Annotated in this window: 26 protein-coding genes and 1 pseudogene; 16 read left to right on the forward strand and 11 right to left on the reverse strand. The window is 67.7% G+C overall.

The genetic code is table 11. The features are described from left to right. Positions 1–11 precede the first annotated feature (11 nt). Complete coding sequence (locus C7R54_RS27945; RefSeq protein ID WP_129154191.1) at positions 12–1,496, forward strand: DEAD/DEAH box helicase; 1,485 nt, start codon at positions 12–14, stop codon at positions 1,494–1,496. A gap of 11 nt (positions 1,497–1,507) precedes the next feature. Here the strand turns inward: C7R54_RS27945 and C7R54_RS27950 are convergent, their stop codons facing one another. Beyond that, complete coding sequence (locus tag C7R54_RS27950) at positions 1,508–1,927, reverse strand: thioredoxin family protein (RefSeq protein WP_129154192.1); 420 nt, start codon at positions 1,925–1,927, stop codon at positions 1,508–1,510. Between the two features lie 166 nt (positions 1,928–2,093). Here C7R54_RS27950 and C7R54_RS27955 point away from each other — a divergent pair, with 166 nt between their 5' ends. The 3 genes from C7R54_RS27955 (at position 2,094) to C7R54_RS27965 (ending at position 4,790) form a co-directional block, all read left to right on the forward strand. Then, positions 2,094–2,903, forward strand: coding sequence for an EI24 domain-containing protein (locus C7R54_RS27955; protein ID WP_129154193.1), 810 nt, complete (start codon positions 2,094–2,096; stop codon positions 2,901–2,903). 114 nt (positions 2,904–3,017) lie between these two features. Then, positions 3,018–3,824: a competence/damage-inducible protein A gene (locus C7R54_RS27960; RefSeq protein ID WP_129154194.1), complete on the forward strand. Its 807-nt coding sequence runs from the start codon at positions 3,018–3,020 to the stop codon at positions 3,822–3,824. A gap of 108 nt (positions 3,825–3,932) precedes the next feature. Further along, the gene (locus C7R54_RS27965; RefSeq protein WP_129154195.1) at positions 3,933–4,790 is read left to right on the forward strand and encodes an IclR family transcriptional regulator; all 858 of its coding nucleotides are present in this window, start codon (positions 3,933–3,935) and stop codon (positions 4,788–4,790) included. 84 nt (positions 4,791–4,874) lie between these two features. Here the strand turns inward: C7R54_RS27965 and C7R54_RS27970 are convergent, their stop codons facing one another. Next, on the reverse strand, positions 4,875–5,855 hold the full coding sequence (locus tag C7R54_RS27970; RefSeq protein WP_129154196.1) for a tripartite tricarboxylate transporter substrate-binding protein: 981 nt from the start codon (positions 5,853–5,855) through the stop codon (positions 4,875–4,877). Between the two features lie 474 nt (positions 5,856–6,329). Between C7R54_RS27970 and phaP the strand changes: the two genes are divergently transcribed. After that, positions 6,330–6,920: a TIGR01841 family phasin gene (phaP, locus tag C7R54_RS27975; RefSeq protein ID WP_129154197.1), complete on the forward strand. Its 591-nt coding sequence runs from the start codon at positions 6,330–6,332 to the stop codon at positions 6,918–6,920. 225 nt (positions 6,921–7,145) lie between these two features. Here the strand turns inward: phaP and C7R54_RS27980 are convergent, their stop codons facing one another. The 7 genes from C7R54_RS27980 to C7R54_RS28010 form a co-directional block, all read right to left on the reverse strand. After that, positions 7,146–8,195, reverse strand: coding sequence for a quinone-dependent dihydroorotate dehydrogenase (locus tag C7R54_RS27980; protein ID WP_129154198.1), 1,050 nt, complete (start codon positions 8,193–8,195; stop codon positions 7,146–7,148). A 176-nt stretch (positions 8,196–8,371) separates the two neighbouring features. After that, positions 8,372–9,118 carry an arginyltransferase gene (locus tag C7R54_RS27985; RefSeq protein ID WP_129154199.1) on the reverse strand — a complete coding sequence of 249 codons (747 nt, stop codon included), beginning with the start codon at positions 9,116–9,118 and terminating at the stop codon, positions 8,372–8,374. 49 nt (positions 9,119–9,167) lie between these two features. After that, complete coding sequence (aat, locus tag C7R54_RS27990; RefSeq protein WP_129154200.1) at positions 9,168–9,932, reverse strand: leucyl/phenylalanyl-tRNA--protein transferase; 765 nt, start codon at positions 9,930–9,932, stop codon at positions 9,168–9,170. Beyond that, the gene (locus tag C7R54_RS27995) at positions 9,929–10,507 is read right to left on the reverse strand and encodes an NUDIX hydrolase (protein ID WP_129154201.1); all 579 of its coding nucleotides are present in this window, start codon (positions 10,505–10,507) and stop codon (positions 9,929–9,931) included. Before C7R54_RS27995 ends, aat begins: the two co-directional genes overlap by 4 nt. Next, a complete protein-coding gene (locus C7R54_RS28000) occupies positions 10,504–11,418 on the reverse strand; it encodes a LysR family transcriptional regulator (protein ID WP_129154202.1) in 915 nt (304 codons plus the stop codon). The genes C7R54_RS27995 and C7R54_RS28000 overlap by 4 nt, the downstream gene beginning before the upstream one ends. A gap of 30 nt (positions 11,419–11,448) precedes the next feature. Continuing rightward, the gene (locus tag C7R54_RS28005) at positions 11,449–12,072 is read right to left on the reverse strand and encodes a DUF2946 family protein (RefSeq protein ID WP_129154203.1); all 624 of its coding nucleotides are present in this window, start codon (positions 12,070–12,072) and stop codon (positions 11,449–11,451) included. A gap of 17 nt (positions 12,073–12,089) precedes the next feature. Then, positions 12,090–13,058 (reverse strand): aldose 1-epimerase, encoded by a 969-nt coding sequence (locus C7R54_RS28010; RefSeq protein ID WP_158021290.1) that lies wholly within the window; start codon positions 13,056–13,058, stop codon positions 12,090–12,092. Between the two features lie 104 nt (positions 13,059–13,162). Between C7R54_RS28010 and C7R54_RS28015 the strand changes: the two genes are divergently transcribed. Then, a complete protein-coding gene (locus C7R54_RS28015) occupies positions 13,163–13,477 on the forward strand; it encodes a hypothetical protein (protein WP_192903757.1) in 315 nt (104 codons plus the stop codon). 70 nt (positions 13,478–13,547) lie between these two features. On the opposite strand, the gene C7R54_RS28020 is transcribed toward C7R54_RS28015, so the two are convergent. Together C7R54_RS28020 and C7R54_RS28025 are read right to left on the reverse strand one after the other, a co-directional pair. Further along, complete coding sequence (locus C7R54_RS28020) at positions 13,548–14,528, reverse strand: Bug family tripartite tricarboxylate transporter substrate binding protein (protein WP_129154205.1); 981 nt, start codon at positions 14,526–14,528, stop codon at positions 13,548–13,550. 91 nt (positions 14,529–14,619) lie between these two features. Further along, entirely contained in the window at positions 14,620–15,495 is an 876-nt protein-coding gene (locus C7R54_RS28025) for an IclR family transcriptional regulator (RefSeq protein WP_129154206.1), read from the reverse strand. A gap of 302 nt (positions 15,496–15,797) precedes the next feature. On the opposite strand from C7R54_RS28025, the gene C7R54_RS28030 reads away from it, so the two are divergent. The 10 genes and pseudogenes from C7R54_RS28030 (at position 15,798) to C7R54_RS28075 (ending at position 24,690) form a co-directional block, all read left to right on the forward strand. After that, on the forward strand, positions 15,798–16,769 hold the full coding sequence (locus C7R54_RS28030; protein WP_240039756.1) for an enoyl-CoA hydratase-related protein: 972 nt from the start codon (positions 15,798–15,800) through the stop codon (positions 16,767–16,769). Between the two features lie 171 nt (positions 16,770–16,940). Then, the gene (locus C7R54_RS28035) at positions 16,941–17,840 is read left to right on the forward strand and encodes an SDR family oxidoreductase (RefSeq protein WP_129154207.1); all 900 of its coding nucleotides are present in this window, start codon (positions 16,941–16,943) and stop codon (positions 17,838–17,840) included. A gap of 3 nt (positions 17,841–17,843) precedes the next feature. Then, positions 17,844–18,512 (forward strand): 3-oxoacid CoA-transferase subunit A, encoded by a 669-nt coding sequence (locus C7R54_RS28040; protein ID WP_129154208.1) that lies wholly within the window; start codon positions 17,844–17,846, stop codon positions 18,510–18,512. Continuing rightward, positions 18,509–19,180: pseudogene (locus tag C7R54_RS28045) on the forward strand (3-oxoacid CoA-transferase subunit B); the annotation flags it as partial. The gene C7R54_RS28040 and the pseudogene C7R54_RS28045, both read left to right, overlap by 4 nt. Before the next feature lie 125 nt (positions 19,181–19,305). Then, positions 19,306–20,277, forward strand: coding sequence for an NAD(P)H-dependent flavin oxidoreductase (locus tag C7R54_RS28050; protein WP_129154210.1), 972 nt, complete (start codon positions 19,306–19,308; stop codon positions 20,275–20,277). 14 nt (positions 20,278–20,291) lie between these two features. After that, entirely contained in the window at positions 20,292–20,762 is a 471-nt protein-coding gene (locus C7R54_RS28055) for a MaoC family dehydratase (protein WP_192903758.1), read from the forward strand. After that, positions 20,759–21,160 (forward strand): Zn-ribbon domain-containing OB-fold protein, encoded by a 402-nt coding sequence (locus C7R54_RS28060; RefSeq protein ID WP_129154211.1) that lies wholly within the window; start codon positions 20,759–20,761, stop codon positions 21,158–21,160. The genes C7R54_RS28055 and C7R54_RS28060 overlap by 4 nt, the downstream gene beginning before the upstream one ends. A gap of 1 nt (position 21,161) precedes the next feature. After that, positions 21,162–22,319, forward strand: a complete 1,158-nt coding sequence (locus C7R54_RS28065; protein ID WP_129154212.1) for a thiolase — start codon at positions 21,162–21,164, stop codon at positions 22,317–22,319. A gap of 131 nt (positions 22,320–22,450) precedes the next feature. After that, positions 22,451–22,861 carry a MarR family winged helix-turn-helix transcriptional regulator gene (locus C7R54_RS28070; RefSeq protein ID WP_129154213.1) on the forward strand — a complete coding sequence of 137 codons (411 nt, stop codon included), beginning with the start codon at positions 22,451–22,453 and terminating at the stop codon, positions 22,859–22,861. A gap of 20 nt (positions 22,862–22,881) precedes the next feature. Continuing rightward, positions 22,882–24,690: a chloride channel protein gene (locus C7R54_RS28075; protein ID WP_129154214.1), complete on the forward strand. Its 1,809-nt coding sequence runs from the start codon at positions 22,882–22,884 to the stop codon at positions 24,688–24,690. Positions 24,691–24,763 lie beyond the last annotated feature (73 nt).

Genomic DNA, 24,763 nt, shown 5'->3' on the forward strand with positions numbered 1-24,763 from the left:
GCCTATCCCTAATGACTGAATCCACCTCTCCCGCCGCGCCTACGCCGGCAGACGCGGCCACGCCCGCGCCCACTTTCTCGGACTTCGGCCTGCACCCGATGTTGTTGCAGTCCATCGCCGACACGGGCTACACCACGCCCACGCCCATCCAGGCGGAGGCCATTCCAGTGGTCGTGTCGGGCCGGGACGTCATGGGCGCCGCGCAGACCGGCACGGGCAAGACGGCCGCGTTCACGCTGCCCATCCTGCATCGCCTGATGCCGCAGGCCAACACCAGCGCCTCGCCAGCGCGCCATCCGGTGCGGGCGTTGATGCTCACCCCCACGCGCGAACTGGCCGACCAGGTCTTCGAAAACGTCAAGCGCTACAGCGCGCGCACGCCGCTGCGCGCGGCGGTCGTCTTCGGCGGCGTCGATATCGGCCCGCAGAAGGAAGCGCTGCGCAACGGCTGCGAGGTGCTGGTGGCCACGCCCGGCCGTCTGCTCGACCACGTCGAACAGAAGAACGTCAACCTGGGCCAGGTCTCCGTGCTGGTGCTCGACGAGGCGGATCGCATGCTGGACATGGGCTTCCTGCCCGATCTGGAGCGCATCATCCGCCTGCTGCCCCAGGCGCGCCAGAACCTGCTGTTCTCGGCCACCTTCAGCAACGATATCCGCAAGCTGGCGCGTTCCTTCCAGAACAATCCGGTGGAAATCGAAGTCGCGGCGCGCAACGCCACGGCCGACACGGTTACGCAGATCGCCTATCCGATGACCTCGGAAGGCAAGCGCGCAGCCGTGGTGCACCTGGTGAAATCGCGCAACCTGAGCCAGGTCATCGTGTTCTCCAACACCAAGATCGGCACCGCCCGCCTGGCGCGCCAGCTGGAGCGCGATGGCGTGCGCGCCGAATCGATACATGGCGACAAGAGCCAGGCCGACCGCATGAAGGCGCTGGAAGCCTTCAAGGCCGGCGAGCTGGAAGTGCTGGTCGCCACCGACGTCGCCGCGCGCGGCCTGGACGTGGCCGGCGTACCCTGCGTCATCAATTACGACCTGCCGTACAACGCGGAAGACTACGTGCACCGCATCGGCCGCACGGGGCGCGCCGGCGCGTCGGGCGAGGCCATTGCCCTGTACACGCCCAGCGAGGAAAAATTCCTGCTGGATATCGAAAAGCTGATCAAGCGCCAGGTGCCGCGCGGCCATCTGGACGTGCCGGCCGACCTGCTGGCGCGCAGCCACGGCCGGGGCGGCGAACCGGAAAGCAGCGGGCGGGAACGTCGCGGCAGCCGCGACCGGTACGAAGACCGGGATAGCCGCGGCTCGTCCGGCCGGCGCCGGTACAACGATGCGCCGGCGCGGCCGCCGGTGGATGATTTCTTTTTCCGCCCCTACGAGCCCAGTCCCGCGGCCCTGCAGGCCGACGCCGCCAAGCCGGAGGCCGACGAACGCACGGCGGCGCCCAAGCGCAAGGTGGCCGTGCTGTTGGGCGGCAGTCGCAAGCCGTCCTGAGGGACGGCGGTTCAGCGCCCCAGCAGCGCGCGTACGTCGGGCAGTTGGGTCGGCACCACCGGGCTGCCGGCGTCCAGCGTGCCCAGCAGGCGTTCCAGGTGACCGATATGCGGCAGCATCGGTCCGTAGAAGACGGTTCGTCCGCCGATCTGGACCAGTATCGTCGGGAAATTCTCCACATCCTCGTCGCCGAGCAGGTCGGCGTGATCCTCGATATCGATCCAGGCGAAGGCGAATTGCGGCCATAGCGCCGCCAGCTCATCCAGCTTGGGCCGGTATTCCCGGCAGGTATCGCACCAGGCGGCGCAGAAGCAGGCAACCAGGCCGACACCGTCGTCCCGCAGCCGTTCGCGCAACGACGGATGGTCCGGTTCGTGGGCCAGGCTGGCCGGGGCGGGCAGGGGGGCGGTGGAGGTCGGGTGAACGGACATATCGGCAAGGGTTCGAAGCTTGGCCTATCATACCCGCGATCTCCGGCGAGGCTTGCCGTGCGCCGGCCCGGCGCCCACGCTGATCGTGATCCCGCCCATAATCCTTCATGAACTGTTCGTGAGCCGTTCGTGACCTGTCCATGACCCAGCCAGTGACCCAGCCCCTATGACCCGACCCTCATCCCCCGTGCCCGTCCGCCTTGGCGCGCCGGCGCCCAGCGCCGGCATGGCCGGGGTCGCGCGCGCTTTCAAGCGCGCCGCGGTGTCGCAATGCCATCCCAGCATGCTCTTCGCGGTCCTGCTGCCTTTCCTTATCACGCTCGCCGGTGCGATCCTGCTGCTGTGGTTCGGCTGGACGCCCTTGACCGACTGGCTGCGCCAGGAGGCGTCGCAATGGAGCGTGATCAACAGCGTCGACAACTGGCTGATCAGCGTCGGCCTGTTCTCGCTGAAGGTCTACCTGGTCCCGGTGCTCGCCGCGGCCATATTGCTGCCGGTGTCCGGCATCCTGGGGCTGGCGATCGCCGCGGTCTTCGTCATGCCCCTGGTGTTGCGCCATGTCGGCGCGCGCGAGTACAAGGCGGTGGCGCATCAAGGCCGCCATGCCACTGCCGTCAGCGTATGGAACGCCTTGTGGGTCAGCGTGGCCTTCGGCGTGGGCTGGGTACTGACCCTGCCGTTGTGGCTGGTGCCGCCGATGGCGCTGCTGCTGCACATCTTCTGGTGGGCCTTTGCCTTTTCCCGCATGATGCGCATCGACGCCATCGTCGAGCACGCCACGCCCACGGAGCGCCGCCTGCTGCTGGGGCGTCACAACCTGGGATTCTGGTCGCTGGGCTTCATCTGCGCGCTGATCAACCTGCTGCCGCCGGCATGGGTATTCCTGCCCGTGTTTTCCGCGCTGGTGTTCGCCCACTACGGACTGGATGCGCTACAACGGCTGCGGCAGGAAAGCGTCGTCGATATCGAGGGCTGAGCATCGGTCCATTCGGACTTGCGTCCTTCGGTTCTCCTGTCTTCGGCTCTCTCGTCTTCGGCTCTCTAATTTTTAGTTGGCTCCAACTTCGCGTCCTTACTTCGGGGTACTCACATGGCGACAGCAAGCGCGCGGCGCATCGGACTGATCATCGTCGGCGATGAAATCCTTTCCGGAAGGCGCCAGGACAAGCACTTTTCCAAGGTCGTCGAACTGCTGTCGGCGCGTGGCCTGAAGCTGGCCTGGGCGCAGATCCTGTCCGACGACCGAGACGCCCTGGTGGCTGCGTACCGGCACAGCTTCGCAACCGGCGACATCGTCTTTTCCTGCGGCGGCATCGGCGGCACCCCGGACGATCACACCCGCCAGGCGGCCGCCGCCGCGCTGGACGTTCCCCTGGAACTGCATCCCGAGGCCGCCGAGCAGATAGCCCTGCGCTGCGCCGACATGGCGGCGGAGGGGCGCGGCAGCGCCGACATGAGCACGCCGGAAAACCAGCAGCGGCTGCAGATGGGCGTATTCCCCGCCGGCAGCGAAATCGTGCCCAATCCCTATAACCGCATTCCGGGCTTTTTCATCCGCGACCACACCTTCGTCCCCGGGTTCCCGGTCATGGCGTGGCCCATGCTGGAATGGACCCTGGACAACCGCTATCGCGACCTGCACCACCAGGTCAGCCATGCCGAGCATTCTTTCCTGGTCTATGGCCTGCCGGAATCCCGCATCACGCCCGCCATGGAGGCCGTGCAGGCCCGGTGGCCCCAGGTGCGCGCGTTCAGCCTGCCCAGCGTGGGCGAGCGCGGCCAGCGCCCGCATATCGAATTGGGCGTGAAGGGGGAACCGGCTGCGGCGGCGCAGGCCCTGGCTTTCCTGCGCAGCGAAGCGCAACGCCTTGGGGGACAGATGACCGCCCCGGATTGAGCGGTTGTCAAAAGCCCGTTCGTATTTCACAATACGGGAACGATAAAAATGCTGCGACGCCGCAAAATCCCTTTGTGGTGATCTCCGCGTAAGAAGAGTGTGGACTCCATGAGGCGTTCTTTGACTGATAGCACCGGGACGGCGCCCGTGGCGGGCGTCCATACCACTATTGCCATCCAGGTTCTGGAGCGGGCCATGTCCCTGCTCGACGCCCTGGCGGCCCAACCGGAGCCGGTAAGCCTGAAGGAACTGGCGGCCACGACCGGGCTGCACGCGTCCACCGCGCACCGCATACTCAACGACCTGGTCGTCGGGCGCTATGTGGAGCGCGTGGATAACGGCGTCTATCAATTGGGCATGCGCCTGCTTGAGTTGGGTTCGCTGGTCAAGGGACGGTTGAACGTGCGGGAGGCCGCGCTGTCGCCCATGCGTGCGCTGCACCGGCTGACCGGGCAGACGGTCAACCTGTCGGTGCAGCAGGGTGATGAAATCGTCTATATCGATCGTGCCTGGAGCGAGCGTTCCGGCATGCAGGTGGTGCGTGCCATCGGCGGCCGCGCGCCGCTGCACCTCACGTCCACGGGCAAGTTGTTTTTGTCCACCATCGATGCGCGCCAGGTGCGCGCTTATGCGCTGCGTACGGGACTGGCGGGCCATACCCGCAACAGCCTGACGGAGCTGGACCAACTGGAGCGCGAACTGGCGCTGGTGCGCCGGCATGGTTATGCGCGGGACAACGAGGAGCTGGAACTGGGCGTGCGCTGCATCGCCGCGGGTATCTATGACGACACCGGCAAGCTGGTGGCCGGCCTGTCGATTTCGGCGCCGGCCGAGCGCTTGCAGGATGAGTGGATACAGCGGCTGAAGGACACCGCCGCCCAGATTTCCGAGTCCCTGGGTTTCGAAGCGGCCACGGCCGGCCCCGCGGACCTGGCGCTGGCCTCCAACGGCGCGCAAGCGGCGTGATTGTTGCCCCCACGCTGCGCCCCAAAAAAAAGCCCGGCGAGGCCGGGCTTTCCACACGGCCCGGTGAAGGGCCGTTGATCGGGTTTATTGTTTTTCTACACCCGCTTTCTTGAACAGCTCCGCCCATTGCGGCACCTGTTGCTTGACCTTGTCTTCCAGCGCCTTCGGATTGGCATCCTTGACGAGGACGGTGGCGCCCAGGCCGTTCATGCGTTCCTGGAACTTGGGATCCTTCACCGCCGCCTGCAGGCTCTGCACCAGCTTGTCGACGACCGGCTTGGGCGTGCCCTTCGGTACCCACATGCCGTGCCAGATCCCCACCTCGAAGCCCTTGTAGCCGGACTCGTTCATGGTGGGCATGTTGGGCAGGGTGGGTACCCGCTGCAGGCTGGTCACGGCATAGGCCTTGACCTTCTTGGCGGCGATCTGCTGCGTGGTGTTGGTGGTCTGGTCGCACATCAGGTCGACCTGCTTGCCCAAGAGGTCGTTCATCGCCGGCGCGGTGCCTTTGTACGGCACGGTCAGCAGCTGCACCCCGAAGGCCTCGCTGAGCATCGTGCCGCACAGGTGGCTGGCGGCGCCGATGCCGGCATTGGCCAGCGTGACGCTGTCCTTGTTTTCCTTGACGTACTTGGCCAGCTCCTGGATGGTGTTGGGCGGAAAATTGTCACGTGCGATGACGGTCATCGGCACGTCCACCACCAGCCCGATGGGCTCGAAGCTCTTCAGCGCGTCGTAGCCCGGGTTCTTGTACAGCGACGGCGCGGTGGAAAAGCCCACGTGCATCAACAGCACGGTGTATCCGTCCGCTTCGGCGCGAGCCACGTAGGTCGTCCCGATGGTGCCGCCCGCGCCACCCTTGTTTTCAACGATCACCGTCTGCCCCAGCGTGGGACGCATGGCTTCGGCCAGCGACCGCGCCACGTTATCCGTGGGGCCGCCCGCGGCGAATGGAACAACCATGTTGACGACGTGATCCGGATAGGCGGCATGCGCCGCGCCAGCCATGCAACAGAAAGCAGCCGCCGCAAGCAGCGCGGAAACCGGACGGGCACGAAAAACCATTGACGTCTCCTCGGGGTTATATCGTTGTTCGCTGCGGGCGGACCGTCCATGCCGGAGTCGTCTCCGTCATGCCGGCCTGCCTGGTTCGCTTTTTATATTTAGTACCGATGCCGGAGTCTAAGTAAGAAAGGCAACGGCGTCATCCCAGGTGTTTCCCCATGTTGCATCAGAGCCGTAACAAACCCCGCGTAACCTCAAGCGTGCGGGAATAGCCTGCACAGCGGTGTTGTTTCTTTTGTTGCGCCGCACAAAATGTGCTTGACATCAAATCGAAGCTGCTTAAAATGGCAATTGTGCAGTGCAGCAGACGGCTCCGCCGGCAGTAGGGCGCGGGTCACGGGGTGCCACCCCTCGATGGCTACGTAGTACCCAAGTAGTTGTTTTGTCTGGATTTTGTTTGTGTGCCCTACACGCGAACCAAGACGCCACCTACACCCATTAGGGACCCAAGTGTCCCACTCAGGAGATTCGCTCATGACCGCCATTCCGCAACAAGTTCTGGCCCGCCAGAAAGCTCAGCTGAACACCTTCATCGCGGCGCAAACCGCGCTGTTTTCGGGTTTTGAAAAGCTGGTCGATCTGAACCTGAAGGTCGTCAAGGCCAGCTTGGACGAAGTGGCCCTGCGTTCGCAGCAAGCCAGTGACGTCAAGGACGCCCAGGAAGCCGTTGCCTTCTCGACCGGCCTGGTGCAACCGGGCGCGGAAAAAGCCCTGGCCTACGGCAAGCATGTTTATGACATCGTCGCCGGCGTGCAGACCGAGCTGGTCAAGCTGGGCGAAGAGCAGATCGCCGAAAGCCAGACGCAGATTTCGGACGCCATCGACCAGTGGTCCAAGAACGCTCCGACGGGTTCGGAAGGCGCTGTCGCCCTGATCAAGTCCTCGCTGGCCACCGCGACCAGCGCCTACGATTCGCTCACCAAGGCCGCCAAGCAGGCTGCCGAAGTGGCCGAGTCCAACCTGAATGCCGCCGCCAACGCGACTTTCAAGGCCGCCTCGGATGCCGCCGACGCCGCCAACAAGGTCGCCACGCCCCGCAGCCGCCGTGCTGCCGCCGCAGCTTAAGCAGGGTTTACACCGGCCGGGTAGGGGTCATCCGCGCTTGGCCGGACGCTTAAGCAGGGGTATGCTTTCTACAGTTTGAGCAGAGCTGGAAATTGGGCCGCCTTAGGGCGGCCCCTTTTTTGCCTCGGGGACCCATAATCTCGGGGGCCCATGGCCTTGCGAGGGTCCAAGGTAAAAGCGTTTACAGCTCCCGACCCCCTGCTTTCCCCTTCCTGGTGTCCGGATTCAGGCGCCGCCCACGGCGACGGCCTGGACACATTCGCGGACCAGGGCGGGGCCTTTGTAGATCAGGCCGGTGTAGATCTGCACCGCGTTGGCGCCCGCTGCCATTTTTTCGCGGGCCTGGCGGCCGGAGACGATGCCGCCCACGCCGATGATGGCGAAGTCCTTGCCCAGCCGCTCGCGCAGGCGGGAGATGACCGCCAGGGACAGCTCATGCACCGGCGGCCCCGACAGGCCGCCCGCTTCCTGCGCGTGTGGCTGGCCGGCTACGGCCTCGCGGGAAAGGGTGGTGTTGGTGGCGATGACGCCATCCACGCCGTGGCGGGGCAGCACGTCGGCGATGGCGTCGGCTTGCTCGGTTGTCAGGTCCGGCGCGATCTTGACGGCCAATGGCACGTGGCGACCGTGCGTGTCCGCCAACTGCTTGCGGCGTTCCTGCAGTTGCGCCAACAGGCCGCCCAGTTCGTCGCTGCTCTGCAGGGCGCGCAGGTTCTTGGTATTGGGCGACGAAATATTCACCGTCACATAATCCGCATGCGGGTAGACGCCCGACAGGCCGATCAGGTAGTCGTCGGCGGCGCGCTCGATGGGCGTGTCGGCGTTCTTGCCGATATTCAGGCCCAGGATGCCGCCATCCGCGCGCCATTTGCTGCGCGTGACGTTGGCGATGAAGGCCTCCAGGCCCTGGTTGTTGAATCCCAGCCGATTGATCAGCGCCTCGGCGCGCGGCAGGCGGAACAGGCGCGGCTTGGGATTGCCCGGCTGGGCACGTGGCGTCACCGTGCCGACTTCGATGAAACCGAAGCCCAGGTTGCCCAGCGCGTCCACATACGCGCCGTTCTTGTCCAGGCCCGCGGCGAGGCCGACGGGGTTGCTGAGACGCAGCCCCATCAGGTCGACGGGCGCCAGCGGGGCGGCATGCAGCAGCGACCGCGTGGCGCCGCATTCGTAGGCGCGTTGCAGCGACTTCAAGGTCACTTCATGCGCGGTTTCCGCGTCCATGGCGAACAGCGCCGCGCGGGCCAGGGGGTAGGCGTGAAAGAGGATAGACATGGGGGCGAATTGTAGAGGCAGAGCGCGATCTCGGCGAGCCACGGCCGCGATTCCGCGCTGGGATTCGAGGCTGAGATCCGGTGCTGAGATCCGGTGCTGAGATTCGGGGCTGAGATTCGGGGCCCGGCTTCGGCACCCGGTTTCGCCGCCGCGGTTCAGGGCGTTGAACCATGGAACTATGCCCTCGGTGCGTCGTCCTCTTCCCGAGCCGGCTGCCACAGCCCGCCGCGCAGCAGCTCGGCGGGCTGGAAATTGGCCTTGTACGCCATTTTGCGGCTGGCCTCGATCCAGTAGCCCAGATAAAGCCAGGGCAGGTCCAGCTTGCGGCATTGCTCGATCTGCCACAGGATGCTGTAGGTGCCCAGGCTGCCCCGTATGTCGGGATCGTAGAAGGTATAGACCGAGGACAGGCCTTCATCCAGCACGTCGATGATGGAGACCATCGCCAGATGGCCGGCCGGCGTGCGGAACTCCACCAGCCGGGTGTTGACGCGGCTGGTCAACAGGAACTGCGCGTACTGGGTACGGCTGTCCTCATCCATGCCGCCGCCTGGGTGGCGACCCTGTTGATAGCGCGTGTACAGGGCGTAGTGCTCCGGCGACCAGGCCAGCTCGGCCACGAAGGATTGCAGGTCGCCATGGTCGCGCCAGGCGCGTCGCTGGCTGCGGTTCGGCGCGAACCCCGCGGTGTCTATGCGTACCGGAATGCAGGCGTTGCAGCCGTCGCAATGCGGTCGGTAGGTAAACAGGCCGCTGCGGCGGAACCCCTGCTCAACCAGTTGGGAATAGGTGCCGGCATTGATCAGGTGGCCAGGGGCGGCCACCTGCGAGCGGGCCTGGCGTCCGGACAGATAACTGCACGGATAGGGCGCTGTCGCATAGAACTGCAGGGTGGAAAACGGGAGTTCCTTGAGCTGGCTCATGTGCGGTCGCCATCGGCTTGTAGCGGAAGGCGAGCGGACATGATAACGCCTAAACGAGGGTGCCCGCAGGCGCGGAGTACGGATGTAACCGGCCTAGCGTGTCGAGGCGTCCCGGCCGCCACGGCGGCTGGGCCAGGCCCGTCAACCGTTGCACTTCGCTGACGAAGCGGTCTCGGGGGATGGCGCGCGCGCCCAGGCTGGCGAGATGGCGGGTCTGCTGCTGGCAGTCGATCCAGGGGACGTCGTGGCGCCGCAGGAAGCGCACCAGGTGGGCGAGCGCGATTTTCGAGCCGTCGGTGACGTGCGTGAACATCGACTCGCCGAAAAACATCGCGCCCAGGCTGATGCCGTACAGGCCGGCGCCCAGCTGCCCGTCGATCCACGTTTCGATGCTATGCGCGGCGCCGTCGCGATGCCAGGCCAGGTAGGTTTCCCGCATTTCCGGCGTGATCCAGGTGCCGCCCTGCTGCCCGCGCGGGGCGGCGCAGGCCAGCAGCACCTTTTCAAAGGCCGTGTCGACGCGGACCTCGACGGTCGCCGCGGGCGTGCCTTCCTCGCGCGCCATCCGCCGCAGGCGCTTGGCCAGGGAATGCGATTCGACGAAGTCGGCGCAGGCCAGCACCATGCGCGGATCGGGGCTCCACCAGAGCACCGGCTCGCCATCGGAATACCAGGGGAAAATGCCCTTGCCATAGGCTTCCCGCAGGCGCGCCACGGACAGGTCGGCGCCTGCCGCCAGCAGGCCGTCGGGTTCGCGCAGGGCGGACGCGGCGGGCGGCAGCGGCGTATCGGGTTCCAGCCAGGGCAGTTTCAATGCGGGGTGTCGAGCGAATAGTAATGCGGCCCGAATCCGCCGCGCCGACGGTCTTCCAGGTAGTGCCGCAGGGTGGTCACCACGGTACGGAAGGAGAGATTGTCCCAGGGGATCTCGGCCTCGTCGTAGTAGCGCGCTTCCAGGCTTTCCGGACCGGGATCGAGTTCTGGGCCGAGCGCCTCGGCAAGGTGATAGATGTGCACCTGGTCCACTTGCGGCACATCGATGATGGTGTAGATACCGCCCAGCTTGACCCGCGCGCCGGATTCTTCCAGGGTTTCGCGCGTCGCGCCCTGTGCGGTGGTCTCGCCCAGCTCCATGAAACCCGCCGGCAGCGTCCATGTGTCGTAGCGCGGCTCGATGGCGCGGCGGCACAGCAGGATGCGGCCTTCCCATACGGGAACGGTGCCGACCACCACGCGCGGATTCTGGTAGTGGATGGCGCCGCAGTTGTCGCAGACATCGCGTTCGCGGTTGTCGCCTTCGGGCACGCGCCGGACGACAGGCGTGCCGCACTGGCTACAGTAGCGCGCAAGGCGCGGGGCGGGGAAATAGGTGATGGGCTTTGCACTCATGGTGCCGATTCTAACGGGGTGGCGCGCGGCGCGGTGAAACGCGCCTCCAGGAAGGCGACAAAGGTGCGCACCTTGGCCGCCAGGTAGCGCCGGTGCGGGTAGACGGCGTACATGGTGATGGGGGCGTGGGTGTAGTCGCGCAGCAGCGGCACCAGCAGGCCGGCGTCGATATCGGCGTCGACCAGGAAACCCGGTTGCAGGACGATGCCATGGCCGGCCACGGCCGCCGTGCGCAGGATGTCGCCATTGTTGGCGCGCAGGGACGTGGGCACCCGCACGGCATGGGTCTGCCCATCTTTCTCGAAGCGCCATTCGTTGCCGTTGCGGGAATAAGCATATTGCAGGCAGCGATGGCGCTTGAGGTCCTCCGGATGCAGGGGCTCCCCGTGGGCCGCCAGATAGGCGGGCGACGCGCAGACCTTCAGGGCCTGCGGCGCCAGCGGCCGCGCCACCAGCGTGGAGTCCGGCAGGGTGCCGATGCGCACGGCGACGTCGTAGCCTTCCTCCACCAGGTCGACGACGCGGTCGTTGAGGTCCAGGTCGATGAAGACATCGGGATAGGCGGCGATATAGTCGGCAATGGTGGGCCCCAGGTGGCGCACCCCGAAGGACACCGGTGCGGCCACGCGCAGGCGGCCGCTGGGGCGGCGGTCCTCGGCCTGGAGCGCCTGCTCCAGGTCGTCCAGGTCGGCCAGGATGGGGCGGATGCGGTCGTAGAAAGCCTGGCCCGCGTCGGTCAGCCCCAGCTTGCGCGTGGTGCGGTTGAGCAGGCGCACGCCATAGTGCTGTTCGAGGAAGGCCACCTGGCGCGTGACAGCGGAGCGGGCCTGGTCCAGCTTGGCCGCGGCCGCGGCGAACGAGCCCAGTTCGACCACCTTGGCGAAAGTGCGCATCGCGCTGTGCGTGTCCATGGATGTCCTTGGTCCGGAGGCGGGCGCGGCTCAGCGGCCCGTGGCGTAGCCCAGCGCCTGGGCGATGCGGGCACGGGTGGCGTGGGTCAGCGGTGTCGGCGGTGTCAGCGGGACAGGGGCCAGGAGCCCGGCCCGGGCATGCCCTGGCGGCTGGTAGGACACCGCCAGCGTGGCGCCGGCGGGCAGGGCCGCCAGGCTATCCAGGGCCGGGCTGCCGTCCTCCAGCACCAGGGCGTCGAGCACGCGCGGCATGTCGCGTCCGGCTACCATGCCGGGGCCCGCGTCGGTATCGGCATAGAGCCGGCCGTCCTCGTCCAGCCACCAGGCGGCCACCCGGCGCACCGCCAGCCCCGTATGGGTCTGCAGCCCGGCGCCGTCGGCGCCCACGCGCAGGATGTAGGGCGCGGCATCAAGCCGCACATAGACGCGCTGGGGGCCATTCTGGAAAAACCAGCGGCCGTCGTCGTCGCGCGCATAGTTGCGGTCGATGAAACCCAGGATCGCGTCGCTGCCTATGCCCTCGCCCGGGCCGCCCTGGTCGGCGTCGCCGTTGGGGTGCAGCCGCCAGCGGCCGCGCTCGTCCAGCGACAGCCAGCCCGAAACGGCCGGCACATCGGGCCAGCGCTTGATCGCGGCGAGAACGGCGTCGTCCATGCGTGGTCCCCCTGCGGTCAGCGCAGGCGGCGCGGCCGCAGGGTCAGCGTCGCGGCAGCCTGCGCGCCCGGGGCCAGGAGCAGGGTGCCGGTGGCGCGGTCCTGGCGCACGCCGGGCGCGAGGTCGGCCAGCTCATGGGCCTGCTCATGGGCCGCGGCCGTGGCCAGGGCGTAGCGATTGAAGGCGTCGGTCATGTTGCTGACGGGTTCCACCGCGAGATGGGGCTTGCCCGGCGGCGTGAAGATCACCAGGTGGCCCAGCGGCGCATGTGCCTCCATGTCCACCGCCATGCCCCGTTCCGGCCACGCGACGCTGGCCGTTCCCGCAAAGCCGTCGAAGACGTTGTCCAGGTCGACCTGGGCCACGGGCAAGCCGTCGTCCACGGCGCCCCCGGTATCGATGCGTTCCCGGGGCAGGCTCTGGTCGTCGTTGATCCACATATGGCTGACCTGCGCGCGCACGCGGGTTTGCGGCGTACGCGGGAAATAGGGATGCCAGCCCAGCCCGGCCGGCTGTTCCGTGGTTCCGGTATTGCGCAGCGTGAGCGTCATGCGCAAGACATCCTCACCCAGCTCGAAGGATTGCGTCGCATGAAAAGGGAAAGGCCAGGGCACGGCAGCCTCCGGCGCCAGGGCTTCGGGGACCTCGTAGCGCTGTTCCATCAGCACGTGCGTCGCGTCCTGGCGCGTGACGGTCCAGGGGCGCTGCCAAGCCAGGCCGTGGATGGGAAGCGGATGGTTGTCCGCGGTGCGCGCGATGGGCCATGACTTGCCGCCGAAGGCCAGCCGCCCGTCCGCGATGCGATTGGAGTAAGGAACCAGGGGATAGCAGGCCGTCACCCGCGCTGCCGTGGGCATGCCTTCGGTGGGGCGCAGCACGGGGACGCCGTGCCAGTCGTAGCGCAGGATCGTGCCGCCCAGCGCGGGCAGCAATTCCAGCATGGCGGGGCCTGTGGTCAGGCGCAGGGGAGCAGCGGTATCGGTCATCGCTGGATTATAGGGATAGGCGCGGGGAAGGCGCGGCGGCATGGCGCTTGCTCCGCCGCGGGTCCGCAACGACAAAACGCTGCCCGACCGGATCCTTGCCCGCAATGATGAGCCTGCTGCTACCCGCCGACCCCCCGTCCGTCCCGCGTTACGCCCATATCACGCCCGAACCGCCCGGCACCGACCCCGGCGTGCCGCCGCCCGGCGGTCCGCAGAGTCCGCCGCCCGACCCGGATGACACGCCGCCGCCGGAGGGCGATCCGCCGCCCGGCGAGCCGCCTGCCGGCGATCCGCCCGCGGACCCTCGGCCGGTGCGGATGCGGCGCCTGGCGCGGCGATTGTCCCGACTTGCCGCCTTGCCGATGAGCGGAGTGCTCGCGCGCCTGGAGCACGGTGCGGGGGCCCAACGGCAAGGTTGAGGCGTGCGCGCCGTGCCCCGGGGCGCACGCATCCTGGCCCGGCCGCCTGCCCTCTCATCTAGCGGATGGCTTATTCCGCGGTGATGCCCAGGCGCGTGATGATTTCCGCGAAGCGCTTGATCTCGGACTGGTAGAAAGCGCGCAATTGCTCGGGCGTCATGTACTCCGGATCGGCGCCCTGCGTCGCCAGGCTCTTCTTCACATCGTCGCGCGCCAGGGCGACCTTGGTCGCCTCGTTCAGTTTCGCGATCACCGGCGCCGGCGTTCCGGCTCGGGTGACCAGCGCATACCACTGGGCAAACTGGATGTCCTTGTATCCGGCCTCGGCCATGGTCGGCACATTGGGCAGCGAGCCAGAGCGGTGGGCGCTGGCCACGGCCAGGATCCTGATCTTGCCCGATGCCAGCAGCGGCGCCGCCGAGGCGACGCCGACGAAGGCCATTGGCACCTGCCCGCCCATGGCGTCGGCGACGGCCGGCGCATCGCCCTTGTAGGGAACGTGGACCATGTCCAGTCCCGTCTCCGCCTTGAAGGCCTCGCCGCACAAATGGCCGGTGCCGCCCACGCCGCTGCTGCCGAAGGCCAGCTTGCCCGGATGTGACTTTGCGTACGCCAGCAGCTCCTCGATATTGTTGATGCCCAGCTTGGCGTTGACGGCCAGGACGATGGGGACCGATGCCACCATGCCCACCGGCGCGAAGTCCTTGTCGGGGTCGTAGGGCATCTGCTTGTAAAGCGTCGGGTTGGTGCCATGCGTCGCGCTATTGCCCATGAGCAGGGTGTAGCCGTCCGGCGCCGATTTGGCGACGAAGCCGGCGCCGACGATGCCATTGGCGCCCGCCTTGTTCTCGACGACGATGGTGGTCTTCAGCGCCGTGCCCATATGCTGCGCCATCAGCCGGGTGAGGAAGTCGTTGGCGCCGCCGGCGGCATAGGGCGATACGGCCTGGATGGGGTGGTCGGGATACTCGGCGTGCGCGGCCGCGCCGCACAAGGCCAGGGCCACGCTCGCGGCCACGCGGACCCAGCGTCGGGAAATAAGGGGTGTCATAGTCGTCCTCCACCGCCCCCAAGGGGCGGTATCTTCTTTTGGGTATGGGCTTCGTTCCCGCGGCGGCGGGGCTCGAAAAAAGTCTAAGGAGTTACGACCGGCCGCGAACGGGGGGCCGCGGTTCGGGGGGCAAATTCAAGTCCATAAACTGGACTTTTCCCTCGCGCGCAAGGTGCCTGCGCAAGTCGGCCTCGATAGACTCCACCGCGTCGCCAAGGCAGCGCACGACCATTTCCAGGCGGTCCTTGCCCAGGCGTGACGCCAAGGTCGAGACGCTGATGCCCGCCGCGGGTGAACCGTCCGGATAGCGGACCACCAGGCCGACGGAATGCACGGGCGGGTTGTCCATGACCTTGTTGCTGGCATAGCCCCGGCGCCGCGTGGCGGCGATGCTGGCGCGCAGCTGTGCGTCGGTGAAGCGTGGATTCTTGCGCTGGGTGCGCGCCACGTTGACGCGGCAGATGCGCTGGATCTCGTCGTCGGGTAGCGCGCTCAGCACCGCAAGGCCTCCCGCGCCGACATTCAAGGGGCGGTGGCGGCCCACATCCAGCACGAACATCTTGATCGGGAAGGAGCCATCCGCGCGAGCGACGCAGACCCCGTCGAAGCCGGATCGCACGGTCATGAAGACGGTGTCCCCGGTCTGTTCGGCAAGCGTCTCCAGGTAGGGATGGCAGATGTCGCGCAAGGCCAGCTTGGGGGCGGCGGCCAGCCCCATCTCGTACAGCAGCGACCCCAGGTAGTAGCGCTTGCTGCGGCTGTCCTGGCGGATCAGCTGTTCGGCGATCATCCCTTGCAGAATGCGGTGCGCGGTCGGGCGCTCCAGGCCCGTGCGGCGGTACAGGTCGACCAGGCGGCTGCCGCTGCGATTGTTGGCGGTGATCAGGCGCAGCAGCGAGACCGCGCGATGCAGGGTCTGGGTGCCGGCGGCCGCGCTGGCCGAGGGCGTGGGAATGCTGGGACTCATGATTTGTCTCCGCGCCCGCGACGATGGCGATGCGCTTCTTCTATATGTTGGACTCGGCCAACGGCCGGCCTGGTGTGATTTTTAGCCGGAATTCCGCGTGGTGGCGGAGGGGCGAGGGGCGATATCTCGATATGTGGACGTTTAAATGCGTCGCCGCCGTGCACGCCATCGGCGTCTTCCCCTAGGATAAAAAAAGACCCCATGCATTGCGCCGCGTCTGCGGCGGCGGTGCGCTTCCACGTCTCGGCGATTCGGACGGGGGGCATGCGCGGTACGAAGACACAACAGGGCAGGGAGACGATGTGAATCACACCAAGGACAGGGAGGCCGACGCTAGGCGCGCCACGGCGGGCGGCGATGCGGAATCCGGCCGGGCCCTTGCGGCGGGCGACGATGCAGGATCCGGCCAGGCCGTTACGGCGGGCCGCGACGCGGGCCCCGCTCAGGTCGATGCGGCGGACAGCGGGGAGCTCCTGCAAACGCATGAGGGGCGTCTTCTCGTCCTGACCTTGAACCGGCCGGCGCGCCGCAATGCGCTCAGCCCCGGACTTTATGCCGCGCTGCTGCGCGCGCTGGGCGCGGCGGCCATCGACGACAGCGTGGGGGCGGTGGTGCTGACGGGCGCGGGGACGGCTTTTTGCGCGGGCGGCGATGTCTCGCGCATGGCGGACGCCGGCAAGGCTACTGACGCGGCGACGCCGCTGTCCTTCGAACAGAAGATGGCCGGCCTGCGCCAGCGCACGGGCATCTGCGAACTGTTGCACGCCATGCCCAAACCCACCATCGCGATGATGCGCGGCCCGGCGGTGGGCGCGGGCTTGAGCCTGGCGCTGGCCTGCGACCTGCGCTACGCCGATACGACGGCGCGCATGCGCACCGGTTTCATCGATGTCGGCTTGTCCGGCGATTTCGGCGGCCACTATTTCCTGCCGCGGCTGGTCGGCATGGCCAAGGCGCGCGAGCTGTACCTGACCTCGCCCATGCTGGACGCGCAAGCGGCGCTGGCGCTGGGACTCGTCACCGCCGTGTTCGACGGGGCTGCGCTGGCGGATCGGACGATGGCCATCGCGCGTCGACTGGCCGACGGGCCGCGCACCGCCATCGCGCATATGAAGGCGAACCTGAACGACGCCGCCAGCCTGTCCCTGCCGGAGATGCTGGATCGCGAGTGCTGGCGCCATGTGCGCTGTACCCAGACCGTCGACCACCGCGAGGCCGTGGCGGCCTTCGTGGAAAAGCGGCCGCCCCGGTTCGGGGCGCCGGAAGGAACCTGAACCGAACGGGCATGCACCGAACGGGCATGCGCAGAACGGTCACGCGCAGAACGAAAACCAAAAGGCACTCACCCAAAAGCTCTCAACCAAAAGCCCTGGACCGCAAGGGCATGAACGCATTCCACGGACCGTGTCCGTGCAGGACAACCATGAATTTTCCAGGAGGAAGGAATGAGCAAGCTATGTGACGGCCGTGTCGTCATCGTGACGGGCGCCGGCCGCGGCATCGGCCGCGAGTACGCGCTGGCGCTGGCGGCGCACGGCGCCAAGGTGGTGGTCAACGACCTGGGCGTGTCGCGCGACGGCATGGGCCGCGACCTGTCGGCGGCGCAATCCGTGGTCGATGAAATCCACGCCGCCGGCGGCGAGGCGATGGTCAACGGCGACGACGTAGCGGACTGGGAGGGCGCCCGCCACATGATCGAAAGCACGGTGGCGCACTACGGCGCCCTGCATGCCTTGGTGAATAACGCCGGCATCCTGCGCGACCGCATGCTGGTCAACATGGAAGAGGGCGAATGGGACGCCGTGATCAATGTGCACCTCAAGGGCACGTTCGCGCCGGCGCACCATGCCGCCGTCCACTGGCGCAGCCTGCAGAAGCTGTCGGGGGAGCCGGTCGATGCGCGCATCATCAATACATCGTCGTCGTCCGGCCTCTACGGCAACATCGGCCAGGCCAACTACGGCGCGGCCAAGGCCGGCATCGCCGCGTTGACCGTCATCGCGGCGCGCGAGCTCAAGCGCTATGGCGTGACGGTCAACGCCATCTCGCCGCATGCGCAGACCCGCATGACGGAAAACCTGCGCGAGCGTACCCCGGAGGAGATCGCCGCGCGGCATCCCCGCTGGATCGCGCCCGTGGTGGTCTGGCTGGCCAGCACCGCCAGCGCCGAGGTGACCGGCCGGGTGTTCGAGGTGGGCGGCGGCCACCTGTCGGCGATGGAGGGCTGGCATCGCGGGCCGGAGGCCGCGCCGGTGGACGACCCCGAGCGCATCGGTCCCGTCCTGCTGGACCTGGCGCGGCGCGCCCGCCGCAATGCCGACATGAAGGGACACGACCTGGATTGAACGATGATAGACAAACGCATGAAAGCCATCGCCGAGGCGGTGGCAGGCATCAAGGATGGCGACGTGCTGCTGGTGGGCGGCTTCGGGACCTCGGGACGGCCGGCGGAACTGATGCAGGGCGTGCTGGAACTGGGCGTGCGCGATCTCACCATCGTGGCCAATAACGCGACCATCGGACAGGACATCGTCGGCGACCTGATGCGGGCGGGTCGCATCCGCAAGATGGTGTGTTCCTTTCCGCGCGGCCTGCAAGGCAAGACGATCTTCGACGAGCTCTACGCCGCCGGCAAGATAGAACTGGAGCTGGTGCCGCAAGGCACGCTGGCCGAACGCATCCGCGCCGGCGCTGCCGGCATCGGCGGGTTCTTCACGCGCACCGCCGCCGGCACGCGCCTGGCCGAGGGCAAGGAGACGCGCATCATCGACGGCCAGGAATACGTGTTCGAAAAACCCCTGCGCGGCGACGCGGCCTTGATCAAGGCGCTGCGCGGCGACCGCTGGGGCAACCTGGTCTATCACCGTGGCGCGCGCATCAACAATCCCGTCATGGCGGGCGCGGCGAAGCTGGCCATTGCCCAGGTCAGCGAAGTTGTCGAACTGGGCGCGCTGGATCCCGAGCACATCGTGACGCCCGCCAATTTCATCGATCGCCTGGTGGAGGTCCGGTCATGAGGACAGACCATGCAAAAGACGCGGTGGCCGGGCGCAAGGGCCTGAGCCGCCAGGACATGGCGCGTGTCGCCGCGCACGACATTCCGGAAGGCAGCTGCGTGAACCTGGGCATAGGCGTACCGACGCTTATCGCCGACTACGTCCCGGCCGGCCGCGAACTGCTGTTGCACAGCGAGCAGGGCCTGCTGGGCCTGGGACCGGCGCCAGGGCCGGGCGAGGAGGACCCGGACGTGCTCAACGCCGGCAAGCAGTTCGTGACGCTGCTGCCGGGCGCATCGGTATTCAGCCACAGCGATTCCTTCCTGATGGTGCGCGGCGGCCACATCGATATCGCCTGCCTGGGCGCCTTCCAGGTCGCCGCCAATGGCGACCTGGCCAACTGGAGCACCGGCGCCGAGGGCCAGATCCCCGGCGTGGGCGGCGCCATGGACCTGGCCGCCGGCGCGGCCCGCGTCTGGGTGTTGATGGAGCATGTGCAGAAATCGGGCGAGCCGCGCATCCTGGATCGCTGCACGTATCCCTTGACCGCGGCCGGCTGCGTGGACCGGATCTATACCGACCTGGCGGTGATCGATGTGACGCCGGGCGGGCTGGTGGTCAGCCGCCTGCTGGAGGGCATGGACCTGGCGTCGTTGCAGGCCGTGACCGGGGCGCGGCTGTCGCTGGCGCCGGATTGCGGTCCGTATGAGCCGGCCTCCGTGCCGCCGGGCTTGGACAGTGGGGCGCGCATTGCACGCCATGAAGAAGGAAATCGTCCGGCCGCGGCCGGACATCATGATCAAGGAGGCGGCCGTTGAAGACCGCGATTACCCGATTGCTCGGCATCGAGCATCCCATCGTGCAGGGCGGCATGCAGTGGGTCGCGCGCGCGGAGCTCGTGGCCGCGGTTTCCAATGCGGGCGCACTGGGCGTGTTGACTGCCCTGACCCAGCCCACGCCGGAAGCGTTGGCCAAGGAGATCGCCCGCGTGCGGTCGATGACGGACCGGCCCTTTGCCGTCAACCTGACGATGCTGCCCACGCTCAAGCCTGTTCCTTACGAGGCCTACCGCGACGTCATCATCGACAGCGGCGTCAAGATCGTCGAGACGGCCGGCAACAATCCGGTGGGGCACATGCCGGCGTTCAAGGCGGCGGGCATCAAGGTCATCCACAAGTGCACCACGCCGCGTCATGCCCGCAAGGCCGAGCAGATCGGCGTGGACGCCGTCAGCATCGACGGCTTCGAGTGCGCGGGCCATGTCGGCGAGGACGACATCCCCGGCCTCATCCTGATTCCGGCCACGGTGGCCCAGGTCGGCATTCCGGTGATCGCATCGGGCGGCTTCGGCGATGCGCGCGGCCTGGTGGCGGCGCTGGCGCTGGGCGCGGAAGGCATCAACATGGGAACCCGCTTCATGTGCACGCGGGAGTCGCCCGTGCACGACAACATCAAGCAGACCATCGTCGCCAACACCGAGGCCGACACCATCCTGATCCTACGCAGCCTGCGCAACAGCAGCCGCGTGGCCCGCACGTCCCTGGCGCGCAGCGTGGTGGAGATGGAGCAGGCCGGCCTGGGCATCGCGGAGATCGGGCCCAAGGTGGCGGGCGGCAAGGGGCGGCGCGTCTATGAGGAAGGCGATGTCGAGGAGGGCATCTGGACCGTGGGCATGGTGCAGGGCCTGATCGACGACGTGCCGACCTGCGAGGCCCTGGTGGCGCGCATCATGAGCCAGGCCGAAAACCTGGTGCGCGAGCGCTTGCTCGCGCTCGTGGACCGATAACGAGGAGGAGCATCATGCTGGAAGTGGACACACCCTACGATCTGCAAGGCTACGTGGGCCAGTTGCTGGGCACGAGCGACTGGCTGGAGATCGACCAGGCGCGCATCGACGCGTTTGCGCAGGTCTCGGGCGACGACAACTGGATCCACGTCGACGTGGAGCGCGCGCGGCGTGAACTGCCGGGCGGCAAGACCATCGCGCATGGCCTGTTGACGTTGTCGCTGGTCACTTTTCTTGGCGGGAAGATCTGCCGCGTGCGGCAGCGTTCGCGCGGCATCAACTATGGGTCCAACAAGGTGCGCTTCACGGCGCCGGTGCCCTGCGGCGCGCGCATACGCCTGCATCGCACCCTGGAGGCCTACGACCCCGTCGAGGGAGGCGCGCGGCTGACCTTTGGCAATCGCATCGAGATCGAAGGCGAGGCGCGCCCGGCGATGGTGGCCGAGACGATTTCGGTGATGTACGCGAAGACGGAGCCGGCATGATGGCGCCGGCCCAGGGTGGAGGCGCCGGCGGGCGGTCTCCTTACTCCGTCTACGTCGAGCACCTGCGCGCGGGGAGGCTGGCTTATCAGTACAGCCGCGCCGCGGGCAAGGCGGTGTTCTTTCCGCGCGTGCTGTGCCCGTATACCGGCGAGGACTGCCTGGACTGGCGTATCAGCGCCGGCATGGGGACGGTGTACAGCACGTCGGTCGTGTATCCCCGCAAGGGCGATCCCTACAACGTCGCGCTGGTCGATTGCGATGAAGGCTTTCGCCTGATGAGCCGCGTCGAAGGCGTGCCCGCCACCGATGTCGCCATCGGCCTGCGCGTGCGCTTGCGCGTGCACGCTCCCGACACCGAAGACGACGACCCCTATCCTGTATTCATTCCGGCGGAGTGACATGACGCTATCCCTGCAACGCGGCCGTGCGGCCATCGTCGGCGTGGCCGAGTCCGACCTGGGCGAGGTCGGCCCGGGATTTTCACCTATCGACCTGATGGCGCAGGGCGTGCAGCGCGCCCTGGCCGACTGCGGCCTGTCCCTGCGGGACGTGGACGGCCTGTTCTGCGCCACCACGCAAAGCCGGATGGCCGGGCTGGCCTTGGCGGAGTACCTGCGCCTGCCCGAGGCCTATATCGATTCCACGTCCACGGGCGGATCGTCCTTCATGGGGCACCTGGCGCGCGCCGTGCAGGCGGTGGAGGCGGGCGTCTGCCAGGTGGCCGTGGTTGCCTACGGCAGCACGCAGCGCTCCCTGGGGCGCAAGAACACCAGTCCAGGCGAACGCAATCCTTATGAAGCGCCCTTCAAGCCCTTCCTGCCGCCGACCGCCTACGCGCTGGCTGCCGCCCGCCACATGCACGAGTTCGGCACCACGCGCGAACAACTGGCGGAAGTGGCCGTCGCCGCGCGGCAATGGGCCTTGCTCAACCCCGTGGCCTGGGAGAAGGCGCCGTTGACGGTCCAGGACGTGCTGGCCTCGCGCATGGTCAGCCATCCCTTGACGATACGCGACTGCTGCCTGGTGAGCGATGGCGGCGGCGCGCTGGTGATCACCGCGGCGCAGCGGGCGCGCGGCCTGCGCAAGGCGGGCGTACACCTGCTGGGCGCCGGGCACGCGACGACGCACCTGGCGATCTCCAACATGCCGGACCTGGTGCGCACGGGCGCCGGCCGCGCTGGCGAACTGGCCTATGCGCAGGCGGGCATCGGCCCGCGCGATGTCGATGTGGTTGGGGTCTACGACGCTTTTACGATCAATACGATCCTGTTCCTGGAGGACCTGGGGTTTTGCGCCAAGGGGGAGGGCGGCGCCTTTGTCAGCGGGGGTCATATCGCGCCGGGAGGCGGACTTCCCGTCAATACCAATGGCGGCGGGCTCTCCTACTGCCATCCAGGCATGTACGGCTTGTTCCTGTTGATCGAGGCCGTGCGCCAGTTGCGGGGGGAATGCGGGGCGCGCCAGGTGGCGGACGCGGAGATCGCCCTGGCGCATGGCAACGGCGGGGTGTTGTCCTCACAGTACACGGTGATCCTCGGCGGCGCGGATACCGTCTAGCGGTCAACGGCGCCATTGCGCGCCCGTCCGCCCATCCAGTCCGGCGGGCCTACGCGCCGGTGGGAAATATATATCACGTTGTGATATATTCGTCGTTTCGACCGGAACCGGCGCTCCCGCTGCCCCGCCTCATGACCGCCCCGCCCACGCTACGCAAGGCCGACTTCGAACAGTTGTCCGAATTCCGCTACCAGATGCGCCGCTTCGAACGTTTTTCGGAGCGGGCGGCGCAGGACGCCGGGATTACGCCGCTGCAATATCTCCTTCTGCTGCATATCAAGGGCTTCCCGGGCCGCGACTGGGCGACCGTGGGAGAACTGGCGGAACGCCTGCAGGCGCAGCACCATGGCGTGGTGGCGCTGGTCACGCGCTGCGAAGGCCACAAACTGGTCGAGCGCCGGCCGGGGGCGCACGATCGCCGCCAGGTCGAAGTGCACCTGCTTGAGGCGGGAGAGCGCCTGCTCGTCCGGCTGGCGGCGCTGCATCGCGCCGAACTCAAATCCTTGAGCGGCACGTTCTCGGTGCCGCAGCTCGATCTTTGATCCGCAATCGTCGGTCCATCATGAACTCCCATACCCATAAACGTGATTTCGCCGTCAACGGCCGGCTGCCCTTGATGATGGGCCTGGCCGTGCTGATCGGCGCGCTGGCCACCGGGGCGGCATTCGTGCTGCTGTCCCTGATCCATCTGTGCACCAACCTATTCTTCTACGGCACCTTCTCCTTCGCCGAGCGCTCGCCGGCATTGAACACCCTGGGCGGCTGGGTCGTCCTGGTGCCGGTGGCCGGCGGCCTCATCGTGGGCCTGATGGCGCGCTTCGGCTCCGACAAGATCCGTGGGCATGGCATCCCGGAAGCCATCGAATCCATCCTGTTCGGCAAGAGCCGCATGTCGCCCAAGGTGGCGATACTCAAGCCCTTGTCCTCCGGCGTGGCGATCGGCAGCGGCGGACCTTTCGGCGCGGAGGGCCCCATCATCATGACGGGAGGCGCGCTGGGATCGCTGATCGGCCAATGCGTGGCGCTGACGGCGGCCGAGCGCAAGACCTTGCTGGTGGCGGGCGCGACGGCGGGAATGACCGCGGTCTTCGGCACGCCGGTGGCGGCGGTGCTGCTGGCGGTGGAACTGCTGCTGTTCGAATGGCGTCCGCGCAGCCTCTTGCCGGTGGCCCTGGCCTGCGCCGTGGCGGGTTTCGCGCGCATGCTGGTGTTCGGTTCCGAGCCGCTATTCGCCTTGCAGACCGCCATGCCCGGCGCCACGGCGCTGCTGTCCTGCCTGGTGGCGGGCCTGCTGTCCGGCGCGCTGGCTGCGGGCTTGTCGCTGGCCCTGTACAAGACCGAGGATACGTTCGGCCGCCTTCATGTGCACTGGATGTGGTGGCCCGCGCTGGCCGGCGTGGTAATCGGCGTCGGCGGCCTGCTGGAACCGCGCGCGTTGGGCGTGGGCTACGACGTCATCAACGACCTGCTGCACCAGCATATCGTGTTGCGGACGGCCCTGGCGCTGCTGGCGGTGAAGGCCGTGATCTGGGTCGTCGCCCTGGGGTCCGGGACGTCCGGTGGCGTGCTGGCGCCGCTGCTGATGCTGGGCGCGGGCCTGGGGGTGGTGCTCAGCCCCATCCTGCCCGGCGGCGACGCCACGCTGTGGCCGCTGGTGTGCATGGCCGCCACGCTGGGCGCCACGCTGGGCGCGCCCCTGACGGCCATCGTCTTCGCCTTTGGCGTGACGCATGACGGCAATGCCTTCCTGCCGCTCCTGACGGCGACCTTGGCGGCCCACGGCTTCGTCACCGTGACGATGCGCCGTTCCATCATGACCGAGAAAATCGCGCGCCGCGGACATCATATTTTTCGCGAGTACGGCGTGGATCCCTTGGAGCGTCACCACGTGGACGAGGTCATGACCGCGGACCCGGCCGCCATCGATGCGTCGATGACCCTGCGCGAGGTGATGGCAGGCCCATTCGGCGCGACCCAGCAGTGGCGCGCCTATCCGGTGATGGCGGACGGCGTCGTGCTGGGACTGGTGGATCGCGCGGCGGTGCTGGCCATCCAGGCGCGGGTGGGCCTGGACGGCCTGGGCCAACGTATCGGCGACGTGCTGGAGCCGCGCGACCTTGCGCTGGCCCTGCCGCAGGAGACCTGCCGCCAGGTGGCCACGCGGCTCGCGTCGCGCGGGCTGGAGCGCGTCGCCGTGGTCGACGACCTGGTCAGCCGCCGCCTGCTGGGCATCGTCACGCGCAGCGACCTGCTCAAGCCATCCGCCAGCCATTTCGACGAGGAGCACAAGCGGGAGCGCTTCTGGCTGCGGCGCAAGCATGCCGCCATCGTCGCCAGGAACGATTACGCGATGACGCCGAAAGGCAAGTGACGCGGGCGCCATTGTCGGGCACCGGGATTGCGGAGCGGGCGAAGGTGCCGCCATTGGCGGCGCGGTTACCGCG

The organism is Achromobacter aloeverae, assembly GCF_004121055.1.
Lineage (GTDB): Bacteria > Pseudomonadota > Gammaproteobacteria > Burkholderiales > Burkholderiaceae_B > Bordetella_C > Bordetella_C aloeverae.

What these genes read in the sequence shown, in the direction of transcription:
- C7R54_RS28020 (WP_129154205.1), bottom strand. Translation starts at nt 14,528, where the DNA reads ATGACACCCCTTATTTCCCGACGCTGGGTCCGCGTGGCCGCGAGCGTG.
- C7R54_RS28075 (WP_129154214.1), top strand. Translation starts at nt 22,882, where the DNA reads ATGAACTCCCATACCCATAAACGTGATTTCGCCGTCAACGGCCGGCTG.
- C7R54_RS28005 (WP_129154203.1), bottom strand. Translation starts at nt 12,072, where the DNA reads ATGGACGACGCCGTTCTCGCCGCGATCAAGCGCTGGCCCGATGTGCCG.
- C7R54_RS28035 (WP_129154207.1), top strand. Translation starts at nt 16,941, where the DNA reads ATGAGCAAGCTATGTGACGGCCGTGTCGTCATCGTGACGGGCGCCGGC.
- C7R54_RS28055 (WP_192903758.1), top strand. Translation starts at nt 20,292, where the DNA reads ATGCTGGAAGTGGACACACCCTACGATCTGCAAGGCTACGTGGGCCAG.
- C7R54_RS27950 (WP_129154192.1), bottom strand. Translation starts at nt 1,927, where the DNA reads ATGTCCGTTCACCCGACCTCCACCGCCCCCCTGCCCGCCCCGGCCAGC.
- C7R54_RS27960 (WP_129154194.1), top strand. Translation starts at nt 3,018, where the DNA reads ATGGCGACAGCAAGCGCGCGGCGCATCGGACTGATCATCGTCGGCGAT.
- C7R54_RS27955 (WP_129154193.1), top strand. Translation starts at nt 2,094, where the DNA reads ATGACCCGACCCTCATCCCCCGTGCCCGTCCGCCTTGGCGCGCCGGCG.
- C7R54_RS28070 (WP_129154213.1), top strand. Translation starts at nt 22,451, where the DNA reads ATGACCGCCCCGCCCACGCTACGCAAGGCCGACTTCGAACAGTTGTCC.
- C7R54_RS28025 (WP_129154206.1), bottom strand. Translation starts at nt 15,495, where the DNA reads ATGAGTCCCAGCATTCCCACGCCCTCGGCCAGCGCGGCCGCCGGCACC.
- C7R54_RS27945 (WP_129154191.1), top strand. Translation starts at nt 12, where the DNA reads ATGACTGAATCCACCTCTCCCGCCGCGCCTACGCCGGCAGACGCGGCC.
- C7R54_RS27995 (WP_129154201.1), bottom strand. Translation starts at nt 10,507, where the DNA reads ATGAGTGCAAAGCCCATCACCTATTTCCCCGCCCCGCGCCTTGCGCGC.
- C7R54_RS28065 (WP_129154212.1), top strand. Translation starts at nt 21,162, where the DNA reads ATGACGCTATCCCTGCAACGCGGCCGTGCGGCCATCGTCGGCGTGGCC.
- C7R54_RS27980 (WP_129154198.1), bottom strand. Translation starts at nt 8,195, where the DNA reads ATGTCTATCCTCTTTCACGCCTACCCCCTGGCCCGCGCGGCGCTGTTC.
- C7R54_RS28040 (WP_129154208.1), top strand. Translation starts at nt 17,844, where the DNA reads ATGATAGACAAACGCATGAAAGCCATCGCCGAGGCGGTGGCAGGCATC.
- C7R54_RS28015 (WP_192903757.1), top strand. Translation starts at nt 13,163, where the DNA reads ATGATGAGCCTGCTGCTACCCGCCGACCCCCCGTCCGTCCCGCGTTAC.
- C7R54_RS28010 (WP_158021290.1), bottom strand. Translation starts at nt 13,058, where the DNA reads ATGACCGATACCGCTGCTCCCCTGCGCCTGACCACAGGCCCCGCCATG.
- C7R54_RS27965 (WP_129154195.1), top strand. Translation starts at nt 3,933, where the DNA reads ATGAGGCGTTCTTTGACTGATAGCACCGGGACGGCGCCCGTGGCGGGC.
- C7R54_RS28000 (WP_129154202.1), bottom strand. Translation starts at nt 11,418, where the DNA reads ATGGACACGCACAGCGCGATGCGCACTTTCGCCAAGGTGGTCGAACTG.
- phaP (WP_129154197.1), top strand. Translation starts at nt 6,330, where the DNA reads ATGACCGCCATTCCGCAACAAGTTCTGGCCCGCCAGAAAGCTCAGCTG.
- C7R54_RS28060 (WP_129154211.1), top strand. Translation starts at nt 20,759, where the DNA reads ATGATGGCGCCGGCCCAGGGTGGAGGCGCCGGCGGGCGGTCTCCTTAC.
- C7R54_RS27970 (WP_129154196.1), bottom strand. Translation starts at nt 5,855, where the DNA reads ATGGTTTTTCGTGCCCGTCCGGTTTCCGCGCTGCTTGCGGCGGCTGCT.
- C7R54_RS27985 (WP_129154199.1), bottom strand. Translation starts at nt 9,118, where the DNA reads ATGAGCCAGCTCAAGGAACTCCCGTTTTCCACCCTGCAGTTCTATGCG.